Origin of the sequence: Olivibacter ginsenosidimutans, from assembly GCF_039542865.1 — a bacterium.
In the GTDB taxonomy this organism is placed as follows: domain Bacteria; phylum Bacteroidota; class Bacteroidia; order Sphingobacteriales; family Sphingobacteriaceae; genus Olivibacter; species Olivibacter ginsenosidimutans.
Map to the genome: position 1 here is coordinate 103,230 of NZ_BAABIQ010000041.1, position 25,512 is coordinate 128,741.

At 43.2% G+C, this 25,512-nt stretch carries 14 protein-coding genes; 10 read left to right on the top strand and 4 right to left on the bottom strand.

Going from position 1 to position 25,512, the window contains the following annotated elements:
- Window positions 1-2: 2 nt before the first annotated feature.
- Window positions 3-1,526, top strand: coding sequence for a RagB/SusD family nutrient uptake outer membrane protein (locus ABD930_RS16230; protein WP_345233034.1), 1,524 nt, complete (start codon window positions 3-5; stop codon window positions 1,524-1,526).
- A 266-nt stretch (window positions 1,527-1,792) separates the two neighbouring features.
- Here ABD930_RS16230 and ABD930_RS16235 read toward each other — a convergent pair whose 3' ends face one another.
- Window positions 1,793-3,034, bottom strand: coding sequence for a thioredoxin family protein (locus tag ABD930_RS16235; RefSeq protein WP_345233037.1), 1,242 nt, complete (start codon window positions 3,032-3,034; stop codon window positions 1,793-1,795).
- Between the two features lie 319 nt (window positions 3,035-3,353).
- Between ABD930_RS16235 and ABD930_RS16240 the strand changes: the two genes are divergently transcribed.
- Together ABD930_RS16240 and ABD930_RS16245 are read left to right on the top strand one after the other, a co-directional pair.
- On the top strand, window positions 3,354-4,484 hold the full coding sequence (locus ABD930_RS16240; RefSeq protein WP_345233039.1) for an acyltransferase family protein: 1,131 nt from the start codon (window positions 3,354-3,356) through the stop codon (window positions 4,482-4,484).
- Window positions 4,485-4,621: 137 nt separating this feature from the next.
- A complete protein-coding gene (locus ABD930_RS16245; protein ID WP_345233041.1) occupies window positions 4,622-7,024 on the top strand; it encodes an ABC transporter permease in 2,403 nt (800 codons plus the stop codon).
- A 21-nt stretch (window positions 7,025-7,045) separates the two neighbouring features.
- Here the strand turns inward: ABD930_RS16245 and ilvD are convergent, their stop codons facing one another.
- Genes ilvD through ABD930_RS16260 form a run of 3 tightly spaced genes read right to left on the bottom strand, consistent with a single transcriptional unit; the run spans window position 7,046 to window position 10,726 of the window.
- Window positions 7,046-8,737 carry a dihydroxy-acid dehydratase gene (gene ilvD, locus ABD930_RS16250; protein WP_345233043.1) on the bottom strand — a complete coding sequence of 564 codons (1,692 nt, stop codon included), beginning with the start codon at window positions 8,735-8,737 and terminating at the stop codon, window positions 7,046-7,048.
- 40 nt (window positions 8,738-8,777) lie between these two features.
- Window positions 8,778-9,860: a Gfo/Idh/MocA family protein gene (locus tag ABD930_RS16255; RefSeq protein ID WP_345233045.1), complete on the bottom strand. Its 1,083-nt coding sequence runs from the start codon at window positions 9,858-9,860 to the stop codon at window positions 8,778-8,780.
- A complete protein-coding gene (locus ABD930_RS16260) occupies window positions 9,857-10,726 on the bottom strand; it encodes an amidohydrolase family protein (protein ID WP_345233048.1) in 870 nt (289 codons plus the stop codon). The genes ABD930_RS16255 and ABD930_RS16260 overlap by 4 nt, the downstream gene beginning before the upstream one ends.
- 174 nt (window positions 10,727-10,900) lie before the next feature.
- Between ABD930_RS16260 and ABD930_RS16265 the strand changes: the two genes are divergently transcribed.
- The 7 genes from ABD930_RS16265 (at window position 10,901) to ABD930_RS16295 (ending at window position 25,506) form a co-directional block, all read left to right on the top strand.
- Complete coding sequence (locus ABD930_RS16265) at window positions 10,901-11,815, top strand: AraC family transcriptional regulator (RefSeq protein WP_345233050.1); 915 nt, start codon at window positions 10,901-10,903, stop codon at window positions 11,813-11,815.
- A 268-nt stretch (window positions 11,816-12,083) separates the two neighbouring features.
- On the top strand, window positions 12,084-15,146 hold the full coding sequence (locus tag ABD930_RS16270) for a SusC/RagA family TonB-linked outer membrane protein (RefSeq protein WP_345233052.1): 3,063 nt from the start codon (window positions 12,084-12,086) through the stop codon (window positions 15,144-15,146).
- 12 nt (window positions 15,147-15,158) lie between these two features.
- Window positions 15,159-16,814: a RagB/SusD family nutrient uptake outer membrane protein gene (locus tag ABD930_RS16275; protein ID WP_345233054.1), complete on the top strand. Its 1,656-nt coding sequence runs from the start codon at window positions 15,159-15,161 to the stop codon at window positions 16,812-16,814.
- A complete protein-coding gene (locus tag ABD930_RS16280) occupies window positions 16,805-18,151 on the top strand; it encodes a glucosidase family protein (RefSeq protein WP_345233056.1) in 1,347 nt (448 codons plus the stop codon). Before ABD930_RS16275 ends, ABD930_RS16280 begins: the two co-directional genes overlap by 10 nt.
- Before the next feature lie 31 nt (window positions 18,152-18,182).
- Window positions 18,183-20,939: a family 78 glycoside hydrolase catalytic domain gene (locus ABD930_RS16285; protein ID WP_345233058.1), complete on the top strand. Its 2,757-nt coding sequence runs from the start codon at window positions 18,183-18,185 to the stop codon at window positions 20,937-20,939.
- 25 nt (window positions 20,940-20,964) lie between these two features.
- Window positions 20,965-21,888: an alpha/beta hydrolase gene (locus ABD930_RS16290; RefSeq protein ID WP_345233060.1), complete on the top strand. Its 924-nt coding sequence runs from the start codon at window positions 20,965-20,967 to the stop codon at window positions 21,886-21,888.
- Window positions 21,889-22,413: 525 nt separating this feature from the next.
- Entirely contained in the window at window positions 22,414-25,506 is a 3,093-nt protein-coding gene (locus tag ABD930_RS16295) for a SusC/RagA family TonB-linked outer membrane protein (RefSeq protein ID WP_345233062.1), read from the top strand.
- Window positions 25,507-25,512 lie beyond the last annotated feature (6 nt).

Here is a 25,512-nt window from a genome sequence, read left to right on the forward strand (position 1 = left end):
CAATGAAATTGAAGTATAGTATATGCTGCATAGCTTTGTTAATCGTTAGTGCTTGTAGCAAAGATTTTTTGAATCAAGATGACCCGAATGCCGTTCCTGTAGGCAACTACTTTACATCGGAAAATGACGTCTTGTTAGCCGTAAATGGTCTCTATCAATCGCTTCGCGGCGGTAATACGCTAGGCGAAGGAAGTAATCTATTCAGTGAACAACGATCGGATAACACGGGAACAAACGATAACCAATCGAACGCCGGCGAACCGTTTCAGTTTAATGATTTCTCGATTTTGCCTAGTAATACGTATCTCAAAAACCATTGGGTAGATATGTACGACGGGATTGCCCGTTGCAATACCTTGCTTGCCCATATCGATGAAGTAAGCTTTAATGATGAAGAAACAAAAAAACGCTATGCTGCTGAAACTAAATTTGTTCGTGCCCTGCTGTATTTCCATCTGGTACGGAAGTGGGGCGATATTCCCATGACTACTCAGCCCGCTAATAACCTAGATGAAGTATCGGCTATGGCTTATCGGCAAAAAGAGGATGTGGTATATGCGCAGCTTGTCCAAGACCTCACGGAAGCATTAGACAGTAATCTACCTAACGAACAATGGAGTTACGCTGTGGGGAGAACATCTAAGGCTGCAATCAATGCTTTACTTGGACAAGTCTACCTAACCATGGGGGCTACCTTAGAAGGCAACAGTCAGGAGAATTTTCAGCAGGCTGAAAAATACCTGGCAGCGGCCTATGAAATGCGTAGCTTTGGGAAGCTCAGCGAAATTCCATATACCGATGTATTTGATGTGACGAAGAAAAATACGTGTAAAGAATTAATCTTTCAAATAGAGTACTTACAAGGTGATCAGAATTATAAATCGACCATCGCTGCGGATAATCAGGCTAAAGGCGAAAAGATCAACTCGCAAAAAGTGACTACCGGCGTGGGCGGAAACGTAACCCATGATTTGGTATATGATTATGAAAATGGCGACACTAGGAAAGATTTTTCTATTAAATTCGCTAAAGACCCAACCGTGAATGATTGGTTTATTACCAAATTCAGGGATGCGAGCGACGCTGCAGGGACACAGGGATATGGAGGTAATGATTGGATTGTCATTCGCTATGCGGACGTCATGCTCTTGCTCGCAGAAACGAAATGGCGTTTGGGTAAAAATGATGAGGCAATTACCTTATTGGATGAAGTAAGGGAGCGGGCAGGATTGCCAAGTTATGCTGAATCCATGAAGCAGGCTACTTATGCACAGCAATATCCTACTTTAAAGGAGGCCCTGCTACATGAAAGACGGGTAGAGTTGGCTTTTGAAAACCACCGGTGGTTTGACCTGATCAGAAATTATAACGCAGACGAACTGGTCAGCTACTTTAGATCAAAAAAGCAAGATGATTTTGGCTTAGCTAACTTAAAAAATATTACGACAAAAGATCGGTATTTTCCAATACCGTATGACGAATATAAACTGGATCCTGAAAAGATGTATCAAAATCCGGGGTATTAACATATGCTACTAATTGTCATGTATAAATCATTCTTTAGGAAAGAGGAATAAAGATTTGCATATGTGTATTTTGTACACTATCTTTGTGTCATCATAATTTAGGTTTATAATTGGTTAGTTAAAAAACCTTCAATCTCCCCGGTTGAAGGTTTTCTTTTATGGCTTTTTCCTATTAAATATGGGATTTCTGTGAGCAAACTTCGGGTGAATAGCTGGTGGGTATTTGAATAAAGTACGAATATCGTTACGATTTAATAGGATTGTCCTTACAACGCTTTTCCCGTTATTTTTTGTTTAATACGATCTCTTAACTGAATAATGTTGGGCTTATGCGGTAGAAGTATAACTAACCTTTCTGCCCATTGTAAAGCATCTTTCAAAGCAGGATCGTTGGCAGGTAATACCATAGCGAATGCATTACTGGTTTCGTAGAGATGAACGGAGACATCGTTGGTATAGATCTTTTGTAAGAAGACCTTATCTTCAGCAGATATTTCTGTGCTGTCCCGTTTCCCGTTCCTATAGGGTTTCATGAGCTCTGCATAACGTCTTCGATCTTCGTTATCCATACTATCTTGTGATATATTCATCCGTTCGGCTACATAAGCATAGCCCACTTCTTTAGTCAAGTCAACATCTTTTATTTTTTGCGCGTAGAGCAATTGATAGCGATTAATACCGTCCAACTGTTTTGGGTTAAGTTGTTGTTGGAGCATTTTCATTTGCTTAAAAATCAGGGGTATTTTTTGCATTTGATTTTCCTTCATCGCAGTACCGAAGGCGTCATACAATAAGGAAAAAAGCTTGGGAGCCCATTTTTTCTGGTTTACCTGATCGGTTGAAGGATAAGCCTGAATGATTTGGTTAAAGGCTGCTCCGTTGGCTTTGTTGAGGTTATTGATGATGAAATCCAGGTTGGCTGGCTTGTTCCGTTCCGCGCCTGGTTGAGCGCTTATGTAGGCATCAAATGCTGTACTGTTATCCAATCCTACGTCTTTTTTCTGTACGATATAATCCCTTAGGAAAGAGATATCCCGGTTTCCTTCTTGAAATTGCTTATCCATATGGGCCAATACCTGTTGATCGTTTTTTTTCAAGGCTTCATGGGCATAAGCAATAAAACGATCGGGTTCTTGGTAATCGACCACACGGGCAAGTAAAACACCTGTTGGACTTAAGTAAAGATAGGTAGGGTAGGCATGTACTTCATATTGTTTCGCTAATTGAGGCCCTTCACCTTTCTCCGCATTCAGCTTGTAATTAATGAAGGATTCGTTATAAGCTTTTCCAACTGCTGGAAGTGGCAATACCTCTTGATCCATTCGTTTACACGGAGCGCACCAATCGGTATAAACATCCACAAAAATAGGTTTATTTTGCTCTTTGGCTAATTGCAAGAGTGCTTTCCACGATCCTTCAAAGAACTGAACACCGTCTGCCGCCTTACTCCGTATCGGTGAAAGAAGCATTGCAACATAAATCAAGGTACTAGCCAAGCTTATTTTCATAATCAATGTTTTTATTGATTCATTCAAGTAAAAATAAGCTTTATGAAGAGGATTGTCAACCCCGTTCCGCTTCATGTGCTCGGGATGACGAATAAGGTATTACACTAATCTAATGAGAGGACGTTCCGATATTTAGGTGAACTTTCAGATCGTCATAAAATAAAACAACAAACAGCGTTATTGTTTTTTCTAAGAATTTTTGTTTTACTCCCTTTATTGTGTAAAATTGCACCCATTAATTTAGTGGATTTCAAGAAATTGTGGGGCAGTTGCTTCATCTTTGAAATGATGCCAAACGAGAAAATATACCTAAATATAGATGAAAGAATATCATAACCGGTATACCGCCTTGGATGTTTTCCGGGGGTTAACGATATGTTTCATGATTATCGTGAACAGCCCAGGTGCTGGAGCTGTACCTTATGCACCATTAAGCCATGCGGTTTGGCATGGTTTTACACCAACCGACTTGGTGTTTCCTTCCTTTTTATTTGCCGTTGGTAATGCCTTAAGCTTTTCAGAAAGAAAGTTTAATGCGATGACCACTGGTAAGGTATTCGCTACAATATTTAAACGGGCATTGATCATTTTTCTACTGGGTTTTTTGATGTACTGGTTTCCCTTTTTTAAGGTAAGTGAACAGGGTGGTATAATTCCTTTCCCTTTTAGTGAAACCCGTGTATTTGGTGTTTTGCAGCGCATCGCGTTATGTTATTTATGTGCAGCATTATTCGTGCGTTTTGTTCATCGGCGTTATCTGTGGTGGATAGGTGCATTGCTTTTACTTGCTTACTGGGCGATATTAGTAATTTTTGGTACTGGAGATCCGTTTTCGTTAGCAGGTAATGCCATTGCCAAACTAGACTTGTGGTTACTTGGTGCGCGACATTTATATCATGATCACGGAGTAATTTTTGATCCTGAAGGCTTATTAAGCACCTTACCGGCTATCGTCAATGTGCTTGCCGGTTATCTTACTGGTCATTATTTACAGAAAAAAGCTTCATCGGCCGAATGCCTGAAGCGGCTAGTGCTGTTTGGTGTCTTGGCTATCGTACTGGCGCTCTGTTGGAACCCTTGGTTTCCCATCAATAAAAAAATATGGTCAAGTACTTTTGTTCTATTAACGGTTGGAATCGACTTGCTTATATTGCCACTGTTGGTATTGGTGAGTGAAAATGCAGCAAATCAACCACGAATCTGGACGCGTTTTTTTACGATTTTGGGTAAAAACCCCTTGTTTATTTACTTGCTCTCAGAAATCGGATTGGTGTCGTTAGGAACCTTTCCGATAGGCAGGCGTTCATGCTATGAATGGATAAATCTAGATGTGATTCAACCTTTACTGCCAGGATCAGCCGGATCGTTGCTTTTTGCACTCCTGTTTATGTTCAGCTGCTGGTTAGTGGGATGGTTTCTGGATAAAAAGGGCATTTATATTAGGGTGTAGGTTGAACGATACCGGACAATTAGTGTTCGGTATCGAACACTTTTACGGAGTAAAATTAAGCCCTTGGGCATATAAGCTGCAATAAGGTCGTGGCAAGTTTTTTGTCTGAACTTGCTTAACGATAAATATGCTTAAATATGATCCAGACACTTTTCAAAATTTCCTGGAGAAATCTTTGGAAAAATAAATCCTTTACGTTAATCAATATCGTAGGTCTAGCCATTGGGATGGCTGTCTGTTTACTAATTTATACCTATATCCAGTTTGAGCTAAGTTATGACAAGTTTCATAGCAAAGCAGATCGGATATACCGTTTGTCTGCTGATTTAAAGCTCCCGAAAGAAACCTTGCGCGAAAGTTATTCGCCCTCGGCAATCAGCCACCAACTAATGCAGGATGAACCTGAAGTAGAAAACGTTGTACGCTTAATGCCTTTCAGTTTGTTGGTGCAACACAAAACGGATAAGTATCAGGAAACACGTACGTTTTTTACCGATTCAACACTTTTTTCAATTTTCGATTTACCCCTCGTAAAAGGAGACGCCAACACGGCTTTAAAAGAGCCTTTCACCGTAGTGCTTTCTCAATCAACAGCTAAGAAGTATTTCGGCAATGAAAACCCTATAGGACAGACACTACACATCATGCAAGATGCCATGCCAATGAAAGTTACGGGTGTTATGGCGGATATGCCTTTGGCTTCGAGTTTTCAGGCAGACCTTTTTGTTTCCTTAAATACGATTGAGCGCATCTTTAAATATCAGTTAAATGATATGTGGGCTAATTTTTCAAGTGTATCCTTTCTGCTATTGAAAAGGGGAGTGGATGCCAATCAATTCGCGTCAAAACTTCCCGGATTTCTGGAAAGACGATTTCCGAAAGAACTTAAGGAAAACAACAATATGTCGCTTGCGCTACACTTGGAGCCTTTGACGGATATTTACCTAAATGCTGACCGGATTGCACATGATAATTTCCTAACGGGAAACCGTAAAAATAACCATGTCTTTTCTAGCATCGTCTTTTTTATCATTTTGATAGCGGCGATAAACTTTATCAACCTGAGTACAGCAAAAGCGGTGGAAAGAGCGAAGGAAGTTGGTGTTAGAAAAGTCGTTGGCGCTCATCGGATACAACTGGTCGCACAGTTTCTTGTCGAAGGCCTAATCGTCAGCTTAATGGCTTGTTTTTTAGGGATACTTTTGGCTCAGGTATTGTTACCAGCCTTCAATACCCTAGCCGGCAAATCGATTAGCCATACTGTTGTTGATTACCCCGGCCACTTGTTGCTCCTTTTTGCTGCGGCACTTGCTGTTGGGCTGCTAGCGGGACTATATCCAGCCTTTGTATTGTCGGGTTTTAAACCCATAGCCGTTTTAAAAGGCCGTTATGTATCCTCTTCTGGTGGAGTGCGGTTTCGAAAGGCCTTGGTAGTGGCACAATTTACAATTGCTATTGCCTTGATTACCATTACCTTAGTGGTATACCATCAACTGCATTTTATGCGGTCAAAATCCTTAGGTTTTGATAAAGAACAAACCTTGGTAATTGAAACACGCTTTGATACCAAGCAGGAAGCGTTTAAAACAGCATTATCCGATATTCCGGCGGTTAAAGGGGCTACTTTATCGGGAAGTGTACCAGGTTCGGCTAACAATCTCCTCTACACCGAACTGGAAAATAGTAATGGGGACATGCAGGCAGGTACGATTGATCAATATATCATTGATTATGAATTCATTCCGCAATATGGTATGAATATGCAGGCAGGAAGAAACTTTTCCCGGAATTTTGGCGACGATACAACCACCCGGATGCTCATCAATGAAGCGGCTGTGCGTACTTTGGGGTATACAAATGCAGCGGATGTTATTGGTAAAAAATTCAAGTTTAATCCGAATGGAAATAATGGTCAGATTATAGGCGTGGTGAGCGACTTTAATTTTCAGTCTTTACATCAAGTGGTCAAACCACTCACATTAATGCTCGGAAAGGGAAATTTTTCTAATTACATTTCCATCAAATTACAGGGTAATGATTTACCGGCGACGATGAAGGCCATTGAAGCGCGATGGAACCAGACGATCCCAAACCGACCGTTTAATTATTTCTTTGCTGATGAATATTTCGATCGGCAGTATAAAGCGGAAGTGCAATTTGGTAAATTATTCTTAAACTTCACCGTATTAGCCATTTTTATTTCATGCCTGGGTTTATTAGCGCTAACAGCTTATAGTGCCCTTCAGCGACAGAAGGAAATTGGCATCCGAAAAGTTTTAGGTGCCAGCGCTGGACTTATTGTTCGATTATTATCGTTCGATTTTCTTAAGCCCATTGTCATCGCGCTCTTTATAGCAATTCCGATGGTATGGTTGAGTATGGATCACTGGCTAAGCAATTTTGCCTACCATATCGATATGGCTTGGTGGATGTTTGCGGCTGGGGGTATGCTGGCTATACTCGTAGCCTTTATAACGGTCGTTTTTCATGCCATAAGAGCGGCTCGGGTTAAGCCAGTGGTGAGTTTAAGGGATGAATAAAATTTAGAACGACGTAGGTAGTTAGCTGGTGGTTTTTCCATCGGTGATACAGCCTGTAGAAGCAGAAGAAACCAATTGTACATACTTCGATAATACACCTTGTGTAAATTTTGGTGCTGGTTGGCGCCATGCTGCTCGGCGTTTATCGAGTTCCGCTGCGCTAATGTTGGCATCTATACGCTGCTTACGGATATCGATGGTTAGGAGATCACCGTCTTTTAATAAGGCTATAAGCCCACCATCGAAGGCTTCTGGGCAGATATGCCCCACTACAAAGCCATGGGTACCACCAGAAAATCGGCCATCGGTAATCAACGCTACTTCTTTGCCTAGGCCGGCGCCCATGATTGCTGCGGTAACTTTTAACATTTCTGGCATTCCGGGGCCTCCTTTTGGTCCAACGAAGCGTATGACGATAACATTTCCTTTGCTAATGAGGCCTTGTTTTACGGCGGCTACGGTTTCGTCTTCGCTATCAAATACCTTAGCTTTACCCTCAAAAAACAGGCCTTCTTTGCCTGTTATTTTGGCTACGGCTCCTTGGGTGGCAATATTTCCATAGAGAATCTGTATGTGTCCGGATGATTTCAGCGGATTGTGCACCGGTGATAGGATGTTTAATGTATTGTCCCAAGGGGCGATTTCTTCCAGGTTTGCCCGAAGTGTTTTTCCGGTAACGGTTAAGCAATTACCATCAAGCAGCCCTTCATCCAAGAGTATTTTTAAAATTGCGGGGGTACCCCCGCAATCGTGTACATCTTCCATCAGGTATTTGCCACTGGGCTTGAGATCGGCTATTAGCGGCGTGTGGTTGCTGATGTACTGGAAGTCGTCCAGGCTTAGGGGTAGGTGGAAGGCCTGGGCGATGGCCAAGTAGTGCAGTACGGCATTGGTAGATCCGCCGAGTGCCATAACAACCACAAGTGCGTTTTCCAACGATCTGCGGGTAACGATATCGCGCGGCTTGAGGTCTAGTTCCAGTAGATGCCTAATGGCCGCTGTTGCTGCTACGCATTCTTGTTTTTTTTCAGCGCTAATGGCTGGATTGGATGAGCTATAGGGCAAGGAAAGTCCTAGGGCTTCAATGGAAGAAGACATGGTATTTGCGGTATACATGCCGCCGCAAGCGCCTGCACCGGGGCAGGCATGGCGGATAATCGCATCTAGCTCGTCCTTGTCAATCAGGCCAGCTACTTTGGCGCCGTATGCTTCAAAGGTAGAGAGTATATTGATTTTTTCGCCTTTATGACGGCCGGAATGGATGCTCCCTCCATAAATCATTAACGAAGGGCGATTAAGCCTGCCCATGGCAATAGCTGCACCGGGCATATTCTTATCGCAGCCCATAACGGTGATCAATCCATCATACCACTGTCCATTCACCACGGTTTCGATGCAATCTGCAATAAGATCGCGTGAGGGTAGTGAAAAATTCATCCCTTGCGTTCCCATGCCGATGGCGTCGCTTACGCCGATGGTGTTGAAGGTGAGTCCGGTTAGCCCTACGCTGGGCATGTTAGCCGCAACAATTGCTGCGAGATCATTGAGGTGCATATTGCATGGGTTGCCTGCATAGCCAGCACTGGCGATGCCTATTTGCGGCAGTTTAATGGTTTTTTCATCTAAGCCGATAGCGTGTAGCATGGCTCGTGAACCGGGTTGGTCTTCGTTTTCGGTAAGGTTACGGCTAAATTTATTCAATACGGTTTTCATAAGATATGGAATGCTATGTTAATAAATTGCGCTAATTGCATTAGTCTGGAATGGATGTGCCACCGCCATCGCTGGATAAATAAGCAGCCTCAACGAGTCGCATAGTATTGTAAGCGTGCTTTACGGAGGTAATATGTGCAGCAGCTGGATTGGCAATGGCATGTTGTAAATCGGCCATGGTGGCAATGAAGGCATCTGGATACCATGCACCGGGAATGTCTGCTTCAACCCATCCTGCTGAATGCTCTGAAAGGAAATAGGCAAAATGGTCTGCTTCTCCTTTGGGGAAATTGATGTTTTTCCCTAGCGTGGCTTTGATAGCACCGCTTGTTCCTTCCCATTTTACGAAAGAATCCTGCTGTTCTAATCCGAAGTCATGTCCATGATTGGTATTGATGAATGCACGGATAGGCTGATCGTAATCAAAAATGATGACCGAACGGGTGGAAGCCAATTGCATCTGTTTGGGGTGTTGGAACGTTTTAGCATAAATCTGTTTAGGCATTCCAAGAAAAAATTTGATCATATCCATATAATGGATGCTGTGATATAAGATCTCCATACGCGGTATGCCGAATAAAAATTCCCACAACTCCCAAGGATGGTAAATGTTCATCCGAATTTCCATATCATGTAAGGTACCAATGGCTCCTTGATCGATCAGGTTTTTGGCAGCAATTATGGAGGGAATCAGTTTCATCTGAAAGTTTACACTCGCCGTGAATTTTTTTGAGGTACAGATATGGAGAATCTCTTTGGCTTGTTTCAATGTTTCTCCCATTGGTTTCTGCATCATAACATTGGCGCCGACTGGGAGTGCTTGGAGGATGGGAATTATCTGGGATGCTGGAACCGCAATATCAAATATTACTCCAACGGGCGAACGATGGATAAGCGTTTCTAAGGAATCGTATACATGTGGTATCGCGTATAGGGAAGCCATGCGTTGTGCCTTTTCGGCTTGCATATCATAGATTCCGAGAACAGACCATTGCGCTTTTTGATAAGCAGGAAGGTGGGCTTCTTCTACGATGCTGCCAGCACCGATTAGCACAATAGGCCGTGGATTGATTGGTAATTGAAAATCTGCTGATAAGGTATAAGGATTCATTGGCATGCTCATAAGATGATCTGGTAAAAGTCGAGTGCATTTTGATAAAATATGCTGTGCATATCATCTTGGGAAAGTGCTCGGCACAATTGTATTGCCGTATTAAACCAGCGGTTGTAATCCGCTGCCAGCGTTACTACCGGCCAATCACCACCAAAAGTAATGCGCTTCGGGCCGAAGAACTCCAAGGCGGTATCCACATAAGGTTGAATATCTATTATTGCCCATTTCTTCCAATCGGCTTCTGTAAGTAGACCGGAAAGCTTACAATATACATGCGGATGCGCTGCGAGCTCCATCATGTGGTAGCGCCATTGGCTGAATTCTTTTGTTCGGATAGCAGGTTTTCCAAAATGATCGAGTATATAGTGGTTATCGGGCGCTGCCTGTACTAGGCTCAAGGCAGCAGCTAGCTGATGGGCTTTCACGCCTAAGTCAAAGCTGAACTTATGCTGATGCAGTAATTCCATGTTAGCAACAAAGCGTGGATTTTTATATAAGGAGCTTGGTTCTTCTTCCAACCTACGGATACCTTTTACCAGTGGATTGCTAGTTAGGACTCGTATTTGTTCATGTGCATCATCCGATTCCAATGGGAAAAACGGGATAATGCCGCAGATACGGGAATCTTGGGCGGCTAATTGGCTGACATAGTTAAGCTCTTGAAGATATTCATCTGGTAAACATTCGCATTGTATAAATATGATATTCGAAATTGGTACGTCAGCGGTAGCTTGGTTATATTCCGTTAATCCGAAAGATTGGTTTATCGGAGCAACCTCATTCAACCAGGGATAATTCATTTGCTTAAGATCCCAAAAATGCGCATGGGCATCCGTTATACGAAGGTCAATAGCATTGGTGTTTGACTTGTTCATAGATTTTTTAAAGGTATAAGGAATATGATCGTTGAAATGATATTGGATTGACTAGTATCGATACGAATTTGATGAAAGCATAAATTATTGCTGTATTTATATTACTTTTGATATTGAATTGACCTAATTGTTCTAAATTTAAAGAATTTCTGCTAAAAAAATATATATAAGCTAATGAAAGCTATTTTTGCTAAACCACCTCTGGGTAGCCGTGCCACTTTTCAAGTGAGGAAAGATAATTTTGATATATTGGATACGAAGTGGCATTATCACGCAGAATATGAGTTAGCTTATATTCATTATCCTTATGGTAAACGGATAGCGGGAAATAGTATGGCTACATTTGAAGATGGGGATCTGGTTTTTTATGGCCCTAATCTTCCACATGCCTGGTCGCACGAATTTGTTGCCGAGCAGAAAGCAAATACTTTTGGGGTGAATGAGGAGCCTGCACATTACGCGATTGTGGTTCATTTCAGTGAATCTTGTTTTGGCGAATCCTTTTTCACTATTCCCGAAATGAGTGTTATTCAGTTAATCTTAAAGAAAAGTACCCGAGGTATAGTGGTTCATGGCGAATCGAGAAAACGCATTGCAAAGTGGATGATCCAATTACCAGATAACGTAGGGTCTAAACGAGTCATTTTATTATTGCAAATATTAGAGGAGTTATCAATAACGAAGGAGTACAATCTGCTTTCTTCTACTGGTTATTGGGATAATCTGAATGGACATGATGCGGTGCGAATGAGTAGCATTTATGATTACATTATTCAGCATTTCACCAAAGAAATTGCATTGGAGGAGATTGCCGCGCGAGCACATATTTCTCCTTCCGCATTCTGTCGATATTTTAAAGCCCGAACCAAACGAACGCTGAAGGAATTTATAAATGACTTACGCATCAATTATGCTTGTCAATTGCTGGAAGAAAATCGACATAGTATTACTCAAATTTGTTTTGAAGTGGGATTCAATAATATCTCTAACTTCAATCGTCGATTTAAAGAAATCAAAGGAATAACCCCGCAGCAATACCGGGCCAATATACTTAGCCTATCCCATACCGACAGTAAACGAGTGGTATAACAATCGCTCTTTACTTGAGTATGCTCCATTCTTCATGCGCGCCATTGTAAAATTCATTGGTTTACCATACTACTTGCCCCTTAAGCAATTATAGGTCAATTAGGTACATAAATCCGATAATGTAGTATTGGCTATTGGGAAATCGAAAACCTACTTTTGAAATGAATCGATTGCCTGGAGTGGCCATTGTCAAAATCTCCAACATAAATCTTTCGCAACAAGAGAATATCGTGTTTCTAAATTAATCCTAATATGAAAACTAATCGTTATGAGACTTATCGTTAATCTGAAAACGGCATTATTGTCCTTTATGGTAATAATGGCTTTGACAATACCCGCATTTTCACAGAATGGTCTTATTTCGGGAAGGGTTGTAGACAAGAATGGCAGACCGGTAGTTGGTGCAACCGTTTTGCTGAAACAGCAAAGTACCCGAGGTATAAGCGATAGCCTAGGTAAATTCCAGATCCATACAACTACGACAAAAGGTACACTGGTGGTATCTAATGTAGGGTTTATTTCGAAAGAAGTTTCCTTTAGCACGCTAGAACCATTACAAATTGTGCTGCAGGAAGATCAGACCCAGTTGGACGAAATTGTTGTAGTGGGCTATGGCAAACAGAAAAAAGTGAATCTGACCGGATCGGTGGCTACTATTTCGGGAGATGAAATCCGGGAAACGCCAACGACCAATTTGATGAACGCTATTGGTGGAAGACTTCCGGGCGCCGTAACGGTTAATGGAAATGGTAGACCGGGCAGCGGGTCTAGTTTGCAGATTAGAGGGTTTAGCACCTTGAATAATAATGATCCTTTATATGTAGTTGATGGTGTGGTGCGGACTGATGGGATTGGTAATTTAGATGCGGCGGAAATAGAAAGTATGTCTATTTTGAAAGATGCTTCTGCTGCTGCGGTATACGGAGCTAGAGCGGCAAATGGTGTAGTGTTGGTAACAACAAAGAGAGGTGCGTTGGGAAAACCGGTATTCAGTTATTCGGGTTTGTTTGGTATACAAACGCCTACGCAGTATCCGCGTATGATGAATGCGCTGGAATATGCGACTTTTCGTAATGCGGGATTACGTAATATGGGATACGATATTACGAACCCTGCCCATACCGGTATGTTTTATACGGACGAGGAAATTGATGGCTTCCGTAATGGTGGAACGGATTGGTATGACCTCACCTTTAAGAAAAATAGTGTGCAAACCCAACACAGCCTGACGATAAATGGGGGGTCGGAAGCGATCAGATATTTTTCTGCATTGGGGTATACGGATCAGGATGGGATGTACGACAACATCAATTTTAAACGGTATAATTTACGTACGAATGTAGATACCCGTATTAATAAGCGGTTTCAGATTGGATTGAACCTGGAAGGGCGTCAGGAGGTATCTAAAACTCCGGGATGGGATGCGAATCAATTGTTTCAGTACATCCAACTTTCTAACCCAACATTACCGGCCTATACAAAAAGTGGGCGGCCATTTAATACCAATGGTGCGCATCCGGTAGAGATGATTTACAATTCGGGTTACGGAAATAATCAATACAGTGTTTTCCAAGGGACATTGCAGCTTGACCATCAACTGGATTTTATTACAGAGGGATTGTCAATTCAGGGTGTTTCATCCTATTATAAGCAACACCTTTTTAACAAGAGTTTTGTTATGCCGCATACGATGTATGAGGAGGATGAGAATGGCAATATCACGAATACGAAGGTTACGGGTGATCCGACTTTTTTAACGGAAACGTTTCAGGAAATCAACAATGTTACGCTCAATGCCTCGCTGCGCTATGCGCGCACCTTTGGAGATCATGACCTGAGTGGGCTGATGCTTTTCGAACAGTTTAAATCATCGGGCAATGGCTTTGATGCGGCTAGACGCGATTTCCATACCAACATTAAAGATGAGTTTTTTGCCAGTGGCCCTAATAATCAAACGATTGGCGGCAGTGGTATCGTAAATGATGCCCGCCGCAGCTTGGTGGGAAGGGCAAATTATGCGTTTCGCGGGAGGTATTTGTTTGAAGGGACTTTCCGTTATGATGGGTCGTACCGGTTTCCGGAAGGGCGTCGCTTCGGTTTTTTTCCTGCATTTTCTGCTGGATGGCGGTTGTCTGAGGAAGGGTTCTTTAAAAATTCGGCTGCCTTGGGTTTCGTGAATGATCTTAAGCTACGAATATCAAAAGGAGTGATTGGTAATGATCGTGTCTCAGCATTCCAATTCATGGATGCATATACCATCGTAACGGGCTCGGGCCCTATATTCGACGGGCAACCACAACCATTGATTAATTACGGGGTTTACCCTAATCCCAACATCACCTGGGAGAAACAAGACAATACTAATTTTGGTTTAGATGCTTCGCTTTTTAATAGCGTGCTGGGTGTTGAGTTTGATTATTATTTCAGGAATACGAAAGATATCTTGTGGTCGAGAGACAGATCGGTGCCGGCAACTTTTGGTAGGGGGCTGCCAAATGAAAACTATGCCGTGGTGAAAAGTAAAGGCTTGGAATTTACCATAAACCACCAGTATCATATTGGTCAGGTAAATTATCACCTTCGCTTAACGGGTAGTTATGCAAGCAGTAAGGTAACGCAGATAGATGATCCGGCTAATGCGCTTGATTTCCAGAAACAGCTGGGCCGCCCGGTGGGCTTTCTTGCAGGCTATCAAGCGGAGGGAATTTTTCAAAATCAGGAGGAAATAGATAACTGGTATGGGGGTACACAGTTTGGTTATAAACCACAACCTGGAGATATTAGGTATGCTGATCTGGACGGTGATAATCGGATTACCATCAGTGATCAACAGGTTTTATCGGATTATGGGGCTACGCCACGCATCATGTATGGGATTGCCGGCGGCTTTAGCTGGCGTAATATTGATCTCGACTTTCTCTTTCAGGGGGCTACGCAACGTGCCATGTTTTTATCGGGTACTGCTCGGGTGATGTACAACAATGGTTCGTACAATAATTTTGCTTACCTAGACGATGCATGGTCGGCCGAAAACCGGGAAGGGAAGTACCCCGAAGCATGGGTGGGATCTAACACTATCAATGATAGGAACTCTAGTCTGTGGCTACGGAATACGGGATACATACGCTTAAAAACGCTTAACCTGGGCTACACGTTTCGCTCGGAATGGTTGGCATCGCGGCATATCCAACGCTTAAAGGTGTTTGTTTCGGGATACAACTTGTTTACTTGGAGCGGATTTAAAGAGTTTGACCCGGAGGCAGAAACCGGGGGTGGGTGGTATTATCCACAGCAACGTAATATAAATATTGGTATCAATGCATCATTTTAATCGCTTATAACGATGATTAGGAAATATTTAACAAGCTTAGTGTTGGGCAGCATCGTGCTTCTGCTGTGCGCTTGCAACAAAGATTTTTTAAATCCGGATAATCCGGGAGAAATTACCGACGAAGATGTATGGAAAGACGAAAATCTGATACGGATGTATGTCAACAGTTTATACAACACACGTGGTGGATATGATTATCTGAATACGCTGGATAATATTACCGATGAGGGTCGGAATAATTATCCGCAATATGCGCCCAACTTGATTTTGGCCGGGCAGTGGGATCAGATTTCGAACCCAATGGATATTTGGGGGGGTGCTTATGAAGGGATCAGAAAGGCTAATGAATTTTTCGCCCGTATTGATGAAGCTCCTGTTGAGGAACAGGCGAAAACAGAGATGAAGGGGGAGGCGCGCTTTCTGAGAGCTTTTCTATATTTTGATCTCCTGAAACGTTATGGTGGTGTGCCGCTTATTGAACATGCGCAGAGCCTGGAAGAAGATCTGGAGGTAAGCCGCAATACGCTAGACGAATGTTTTGCTTTTGTTGATCGTGAGCTGAGTTTAGCGGCGGAAGAACTTCCGGTTTCAGTTCCGCGAGGTAGGGCATCAAAGGGTGCGGCAACGGCATTGCGGGGCCGCTTAGCGCTTTACTATGCTAGTCCTTTTTATAACGAAGGACAGGATAACGAACGCTGGAAAAATGCGGCTGATATCAACAGGTCTATTATTATCGATGGAGGCTATAGCCTCTATCCGGATCTCAATCGACTCTGGCTGGAAAAGGGTGCTAATCCGGAAGCGGTATTTGAGGTGCAGTATCGATTACCTGAAAAGCAGCATAGCTGGGACTCCGGTCTGAAACCGCTTATTTTTGCAAACGATAATGCGGGGCAGCTATCCCCGCTACAAGAATTGGTAAACGCTTTCCCGATGAAAAATGGTAAGCTGATCGCCGAAGCTGGTTCGAGTTATGACGAAGGCCACCCGTATGAGGGGCGTGATGATCGGTTTTATGCTTTTATTGCCTATAATGGCTCTAAAATGAAGGGAACGAATAGTGGCCCGCCGGTGAAGGAAACAACGTTGCAGATCTATCAGGGTGGGCGTGATTATGATGCAGACCCCACGGCGAAAATATACAACACCATTACGGGGTATTATACACGGAAGGCTATAAATCCGGAGAACACGGAATATATTGGGAATAGGGGGAGCGACCAACCGTGGATAGAAATACGCTATGCCGAGGTATTGCTGAATTATGCTGAAGCGCAAAATGAATATTTAGCTAGCCCTGACGCAAGTGTTTATGAGGCGGTCAACGCTATTCGGGCGAGAGCGGGTATTACGAGTCCGCTTGTTATGGGGAGTTTGAATAAAGATGCCATGCGCTCCTTGATCAGGAATGAGCGTTATGTTGAACTTTGTTTTGAGCAGAAGCGGTACTGGGATATCAGGCGCTGGAATTTAGCGGACGAGATGCTAAATGGGAAACGCTATACAGGGGTATTTATCAAGCGCCAGGCGGATGGTAGTTTTACCTACGAATACATTCCGGTGGATGCGCGGCCAAATGTATTTACGCCTGCCATGAAGTTTATGCCTATTCCGCAACAGGAGATTACCAAGAACAGAAATTTAGAACAGAATGAAGGATGGGATTAACGATTAAAAAGATCGTATGGCTATTCATTTGCCAGGCGGTGATCATACCGTTGTGTACGGCACAGGACATCATCAAGCCAAACGATTTCATGTTCTTAGAAGGCCTGACCAAGGCGGTATTGGATAGCTCGCGTATACAGCCGGGGCAGCAATTGGTAGCACCTTTTGGTGCCAATAATACGGGGGGTGTCTTGATACGGCCCGGAGGTAGAGCAACATACCCTTCTTTTTGGATCCGGGATTACGCCATGACGCTTAGTAGTGGCTTTGTTGCTAATGAGGAGCAAAAGCATATGCTCCTGCTGACGGCTTCGACGCAATGCAACCAATCGTGGATCACGAAAGGGGGGAGCTTGGTGCCGCTTGGTGCAATTGCAGATCATATACGGGTGGATGATCGTAAGCCGATCTACTTTCCAGGCACCTATGATTATGAGGAGCAGGGCGTAGAGGAGTTTGGTATGACGCCTCCTTATTGCGATCAATTTTATTTTATCGAGATGGCCGATTATTATCTTCGGACTACAAATGATGATAAAATTCTGGAGGAGAAAATCAAGGGTACCCGGCTGATAGATCGACTGGAAATGGCCTTCAAAGTTCCTCCTTCACGGGCACAGAGCGCATTGGTATATACTACCGATAATTTCCGAGGTGTTGATTTTGGCTTTCGGGATGCTATTCGTATTACGGGCGACTTAAGCTATCCCTCGATCTTGAAATACCGAGCAGCGCTTCAATTGGCGGCTATTTTTGATCGGCTAAAAGATCAGGAGAAGGGAAAAATTTACCGGCACATCGCGCAGCGATTAAAGGAAGAAATTCCGCGCACTTTTCTGAATCGGGATGGGATGTTAAGGGCAGCTAATGGGAAGAGTGGGCAGCCTGATGTATGGGGAACAGCGCTTGCCATTTACCTTGGTATTTTGGAAGATGGGGCAGCGTTATGGGCTGCGCAGCACTTGGCTAATGCTTACCAAAATGGAAAACTTGCGTATAAAGGGAGTGTTAGGCATATTATCGCTGGAGAAGATTTTAGCGAAGAAACGGCTTGGGAAGATGCCATCGTACCGCATAATCAATACCAAAATGGTGCTTATTGGGGAACCGCCACCGGTTGGGTTGCGTTTGCAATAGCGCAAGTTGATGAGTCGCTCGCATCACAGCTGGTAAGCGAATATATCGATGGTCTTCGGGAAAGTGATTTTAGAAAAGGTGGTGAATTTTCAGGGCCTTATGAGTGTTATTACCCACCACAATACACGCGTGGACCTGTTTACCTGACAACAGTAAGTTGTCCTTATAGTGTATTAAAATCGATGCTCCAGAAAAAATAGCATATTAGCACGTAAATTGATTGTTCGGATAATGAAATCATTGAAAAACTATCTTTTATATCTCCTGATCTTGCTTCCACTATGGATGATGGGAAGCACCATTCGACCAGATGAGCTAACGTGTGAGTACCTGAAAAAACCTTTGGGCTTGGATGTGCACTTGCCCAGGTTCAGCTGGACTCTTGCGGCAGATAAAAGGGATCAGCAACAAATGGCTTATGAACTTATTGTAGCGGATAATTTGGAAGCTATTCAAAAAAAGAAGGGTACGGTATGGTCTACGGGTAAAGTAGTTTCTGAACAGAATATACAGGTGGTGTATAAGGGTAAGCCGCTTCAATCGTTTACGCGTTATTATTGGTGTGTGCGGGTATATGATAAACAGGGTAAGGTTTCTGATTGGAGTGAACCGGAGTGGTTTGAAACGGCAATGTTGGCTAGCTCGGATTGGACAGGGCAATGGATAGGGGATGGCAGTAAGCAATTTACACGAGATGAAAATTTTTATGGTGACGATCCTATGCCCTTGTTCAGAAAATCATTTCATGTTTCCAAAAATATGGTGTCAGCTCGTTTGTATGTAAGCGGTTTAGGTTATTATGAGGCTTATTTAAATGGTAGCAAAATTGGTGATCATGTGCTGGATCCGGGTTGGACAACTTATGATAAACAGGTGTTGTACTCGGTTTACGACATCAGTAAGCAACTTAGCAAGGGAGATAATGTAATTGGGTTTATGCTGGGTAATGGTTGGTATAATCCTTTGCCCTTACGTTTTTGGGGAAATATCAATATGCGCGATGCCTTGGAAACGGGACGACCTAAGGTAAAGGCAATGCTTCGTTTAACGTATCGGGACGGAACGGTTAAGACTATAGCGACTGGTGGCGACTGGCAAACTGCTCCGGGGCCGGTAATTCGAAATAATATTTATTTGGGAGAGCATGACGATGGGCGCCGTTATGATCCGGATTGGTGTACCGTATCAGCATCTAGTAATGGATGGAAACAGGCGGTTGAGGTGGAAGGGCCTGCTGGGGTATTAACCGCTCAGCGACAGCCGCCTATACGGGTAACGAAACGGATAAAACCTGTTCGTATTCGGGAGACTTCGCCGGGTACCTTCGTAGCGGATATGGGGCAGAATTTTGCCGGAGTGGTCGGCATTCGTGTAAAGGGGCCGGCGGGAACAAAGATAGTGCTGCGCTATGGGGAGGATGTTTATCCGGATGGAAATGTGAATGTAATGACTACTGTTGCAGGCCAGATTAAGCAGGGTAATGGTGGCCCGGGGGCACCGCCTGTGGCCTGGCAGGAAGATAGCTATATTCTAAATGGGAAAGGAGTGGAAACCTGGGCTCCTCGTTTTACATTCCATGGTTTTCGTTATGTAGAGATAAAAGGATGGCCGGGAAAACCTACTGTTGAAGATATTGAGGGGCTACGCATGAATACAGACCTCGCAGAAAAGGGGCAATTTGCTTCGTCTAATGCATTATTTAACCAATTACAGGAAAATATACGCTGGACATTTATGAGTAATGTATTCAGTACAATATCCGATTGCCCGGGCCGTGAAAGATTGCCTTATGGAGGCGACATTTTGTGTACGGCAGAAACGTTTATGTACAATTATGGAATGGCCAATTTTTACGCTAAAATTATTCGTGATTTTGCAAATGAACAACGTACACTTGGCGGAATTACAGAAACGGCTCCTTTTGTAGGTATTGCCGACGCCGGGCCGGGAGATCAATCGGGCCCTTTGGGTTTTCAATTGGGCTTTTCATATATAATTAAAAAAATGTACGATTTTTATGGTGATAAGCGCATTGTGGAAGAAAATTACGAGGCGGTGCGCAAACAAGTCGAGTTTCTGCGTACTAGGGCGACTCAACACCTGCTTGATACGGACTTGGGCGACCATGAATCGCTAGCAGAAAAATCGATACCATTGACTGCCTCAATTTTTTATTATCAGCAGGTGTGTTTATTGACGGATATGGCAACGATTCTTGGCAAGGGAAATGATGCTACGCTTTATGCAAACCTAGCTAAAGCGATCAAGAAGGCCATTATTCAAAAATTTGCACAGGGTAAGGGGCAGTTTGGTAAAAATACACAATCAGACTTGTTGTTTGGATTATGGAGTGGGGTAGTGGATACGGCAAATGATGAAGGCCTATGGAAAACATTGATGGATGCCTTTGAAGAAAAGAAGGGGCATTTGTCTACCGGTATATTTGGTACCAAAATGTTATTTGATGTTTTGAGGTCAGCTGATGAGTATGAAATGGCTTATCGAATAGCCAACCAACGCGATTTTCCGGGTTGGGGATATATGGTTGCGCATGGTGCTACCACACTGTGGGAAACATGGAAGGCCTCTGATAATACGTTTTCAAAAAATCATCCCATGTTTGGTTCTATAGGCGAATGGTTTTTCCGATCGTTAGTTGGGATTAATGAAGCGGCGCCAGGATTTAAGAAAATTATAATTAAACCACAGCCGGCTGGGGATTTGTGCCATGCAAAAGGATCGTTTCAGTCGGTTTATGGAAGGATTGGCAGTGCATGGAATATTAACGAAAAGGGTTTTAACCTGGAGGTTGAAATTCCGGTAAATACTACGGCAGAGGTATGGGTGCCCTTAGCTTATGGCAAAGAAGTAATAGAAAATGGCACACCGTTGAAAGACGTGCCTGAGCTTAGGTTTTTGCGTAATGAAAGGGGGTATGCGGTGATTGCAATGGGTTCGGGCCACTACCGTTTTGCGACAATGAAGTGAAAGGATCAACGTTAAAAAAAGCGATATGCAGACGAAGACTATAAAAGCTTTTTGTGTGACTGTAATGCTGGTAGCGTTTGTGTTTTGTCATGCGCAAAAGCAAATACCGCTCTATGAAAACAAGATACCCAATTCGAAACCGGCAAGTAATCGGGAAAGGAAAGAAGCGAACGAACAGGTAGATACCTTGGTTTATCGTGTTTCGATCCCTGATTTGACCGTTTTTCAACCACCTCCGGATAAGGCTAATGGTACGGCCGTAATTATTTGTCCGGGTGGCGGATACCATGTACTCTTGTTTAAGCGGGAAGGATCAGATATCGCAAAAGCATTGGCTGAACACGGAGTTACCGCATTTGTGCTAAAATACCGCTTGCCTGATGAGGAGATTATGGTTGATAAAGCTATTGGCCCGTTGCAGGATGCACAACAAGCGATACGGATTGTACGTGAAGGGGCGGCTCGTTGGGGGATAAATCCGAGAAGAATTGGAATGATGGGATTTTCCGCTGGTGGACATCTAGCTGCTACTGCAGGAACACATTTTGGAAAAGCGTATGTGAACCATCCTGAGCAGATTAGTCTGCGGCCGGACTTTTTACTCCTAATTAATCCAGTGATTAGTATGACAGATAGCATTGGTCATGTTGGTTCGCGGAATTGTCTCCTGGGCGCAAATCCTCCGTCGGAACAAATCAGGCTGTTTTCCAATGAACTACACATTAATGCACAAACACCGCCTACTTTTTTGGTTCATGCGGTAACGGACGAGGTTGTGCCTGTAGAAAACAGCTTGTCGTTTTATCAAGCACTTCGAAAATACCATGTGGCTGTCGGATTGCATATTTATGCTAAGGGTGAGCATGGTTTTCTATCGGCGCCACCATTTAAGGAATGGTTTGGGCGTTGTATTTATTGGATGGAAGCGCAAAATTTACTACAGCGATAGATGGTATAGTAAGAGCAGCTGTTAAGTCTGTACAACAAAATAATCATATCGCATTTGTCGTAAAATAGCACTTTCGTCCTAATTTGATGCTTTTATCCGATTACGCGTTAGTTTGATACTTCAAACGAGCAATAAGGATATAAAATAATAAAAACTATAAAACCTATAGATTTTATTTGTTTTAGATTGAATTTCTCTTACATTTGTTGCCGATTACGATCAACAGCAGATGCCATCATTACGAAAACGGACATTTAATAAGCAATTGCATAGATTTTTTTCTCAAGAAAATCGATGTTGTTGTTAACGTTTTGATTTATGGAAATCTGTGTCTCAACAACCTACTATTTAGTAAAGAATAATTTTTAAAAGAAAGGAGTGCCTTATATTTTATATATGTAATTAACTAGAAATTTTTTATAAAGAAGCCGCCAAAAGCGGCTCCAGGATTTAAAGATTAAGAGACAGGCATTCAATTGGCGTTGGCACCTGTTTCTCGTGTTCCATTAAACCTTTAGCAAAGCTATGCAATTTCATAACAAAGTCTGGAAGACTTTTGTAACTTTATCTTATACGTGCACGTTTGTTGCTTTTACAACCACCTTATTTACAGTATTGCCTGACGCGATATATGGTCAGAACAAGCCGATGGTGAATGCGGTATTAAAAGGTCAGGTGCTTGATGCGCAGGCGAATACTGGCCTCAGTGGTGTGTCCGTGCAAATAAAAGGGGTAACCAATGGTACTACTACGGATGACCATGGTGCCTTTACGTTATACACCGGACAAAAATTACCTTTTACCTTAGTGGTTAGCTACATCGGTTACGAAACGCAGGAACTCGTGGTCGATGGAAGTCCAGTCACCATTCACTTAAAAGAAGCATTTAACCAGCTTAATGATGTGGTGGTAGTGGGTTATGGTACGCAAAAACGAAGCGACCTGACGGGATCGGTAGCTTCCCTGCCTAAAGAAGCATTGAACCAACAAGTGAGTTCCTTTGAGCGCCTGTTGCAGGGTGCAGTACCTGGTGTGCAGATTACGCAGACTTCTGGGCAGCCGGGCAGTCCGGTAAGTGTCCGGATTCGTGGTGGTAACTCGATTACCGCAGGTAATGAACCACTTTATGTGGTTGATGGGTTTCCCATTTATAATAACAATGGCGATGCCAGTGCGGGCGTTGCCAGTGGTCCGAATATCAATGCGCTATCGGGACTTAACCCGAGTGATATTGAATCCATTGATGTGCTGAAAGATGCATCGGCAACAGCCATATATGGCTCTAGAGGGGCAAATGGTGTGGTATTGATCACTACAAAAAAGGGAAAGGCGGGAAGAAATGTGGTCACCTACGATGGGTCATACGGTGTACAACGGGTAGGTAATAAGGTGGATGTGTTAACAGACGCAAAACAGTGGGCATTGCTGAAAAATGACGCCCGGGTGAATGCAGGAAAAAGTCCTTATTACTCGGATGAGGAATTGGCCAATTTAAGTGGGGGTACGGATTGGCAGGAGGCAGCCTTTCGCACAGCGCCTGCGCAAAATCATCAGTTAACGATACTGGGAGGAGATGAAAAAACCCACTATACCGTTTCGGGTAATTATTATAAACAAGAGGGGGTGCTATTGAATACCGATTTTGAGCGGATTTCCGGTCGACTGAACCTGGATCGGCAGGTATCTACGAAATTCAAGGTGAGCGCCAATTTCACTGCCAGTAAAACAAATGCACAGATTGCGGAAGATAATATTGTACGTTCTCTATTGCTCATGCCACCAACGGTTCCTATCTGGGATGCCAATGGTGCCTATACCTATCAAAGTGCCTTTGAAACGCCCTTGGGAAACCCTATCGCTACGTTAACACAGGAAACAAACCAGAGCAATACAAGTCGGATTCTGGGAAATGCCTATGGTGAATATCAAATAGCTGATGGCTTAACGGCTAAAATATCTTTTGGTGCTGATATCATCAACAATAAAGAGAATCGCTATATTCCAACCACGCTTTATCAAGGGGCTAATTCAAATGCTACGGGTACAGCTGCTGTGGGTGCTAAAACAGTATCGTCCTGGCTGAACGAAAATACCTTGAGTTATGTAAAAACTTTTGGGGAAAAGCATACCATCAATGCAGTAATTGGTTTTACGCAACAAGCCTATCGTGCAGAAACAGTAACAGCCGGTTCGCAGGGTTTTAGTACCGAACAATTAACTTACAATGACCTCGGAAGTGGCGTGGTATACACCAAGCCTACTTCTGGTTCGTCTGAATGGGCCTTAAATTCTTTTCTGGCGAGGGTGAATTATTCCTTAGACGATAAATACTTATTTACGGTTACCGCTCGTGCTGATGGATCTTCGCGCTTTGGGGCAAATCATCGCTGGGGTTATTTCCCATCTGCTGCCTTTGCCTGGAATGCGAGTAAGGAGCGCTTTTTGAACTTACCTGATGTGATCAATAACTTAAAACTTCGCTTAAGTGCTGGATTAACCGGGAATCAGGAAATTGGGGTTTATCAATCGCTATCTACGTTGGCATCCAGTACCTATTTTTTTGGAGGCGCAACGGTCATTGGCTATGCGCCTAACCGTATTGGTAATCCGGATTTAGGTTGGGAATCAACAGCACAATATGATGCAGGTATTGATATTGCCTTAGCCAATAGTCGATTTACCTTTACCGTAGATGCCTATTATAAACATACTTCAGACCTCTTGCTGGATGTGCCACTACCGTATACTACCGGACAGTCTACTTCCTTGCAAAATTACGGTAAGGTTTCCAATAAAGGACTGGAGTTTGCACTGAATTCCCAAAATACCAGTGGCGCATTCAATTGGAGTTCAGCGCTAACCTTCTCGCTTAACCGCAATAAGGTGCTGAGTTTGGGCGAAGGGGTGGAAAGTATTATTTCTGGCGTTAGTATTGCTCAAGTAGGACAGCCTTTGGGATCTTTTTACGGGTTAAAAACCAATGGTATTTTTCAATTGAGCGATGATATCGCTAACCTTCCAGTGTACTTAACGAAAAACCAACCCGGCGACCAACGTTATGTGGATAAAAATGGGGATAACGTCATTACCACTTCGGGCGATCGCTTTATCTTAGGAAATGCACAACCTAAATTTTTAGGTGGATTGAGCAATAATCTGAGCTATAAAAATGTTGATCTGAACATTCTTTTTCAGGGATCTTATGGAAACAAGATCTTTAACCAAAACAAACAGCAGCTGGAAATTTTGAGTGGACAACAAAATGCATCCATAACGGCATTGGATCGTTGGACACCCGAAAATCAGGGCAATGTTATTCCGCGAGCATACGAAGATCCTGCGGCAGAGGCTTCTGACCGCTATGTGGAAGACGCTTCTTACTTACGCTTGAAGAATCTCACTATTGGTTATACCTTCCCTCTGCACCTATTGAGCACAACTTCCAATGCGAAACTCAGAATTTATGTTGCTGCACAAAATTTGATTACCTGGACAAACTATACCAGCTATGATCCAGAGGTAAGTAAAAACGGACAGAGTACTTTAACGCAGGGAATTGATTATGGTGTATATCCAAATGCCAAATTGTTTACGGGCGGTATCAATCTTACGCTTTAAGGATGG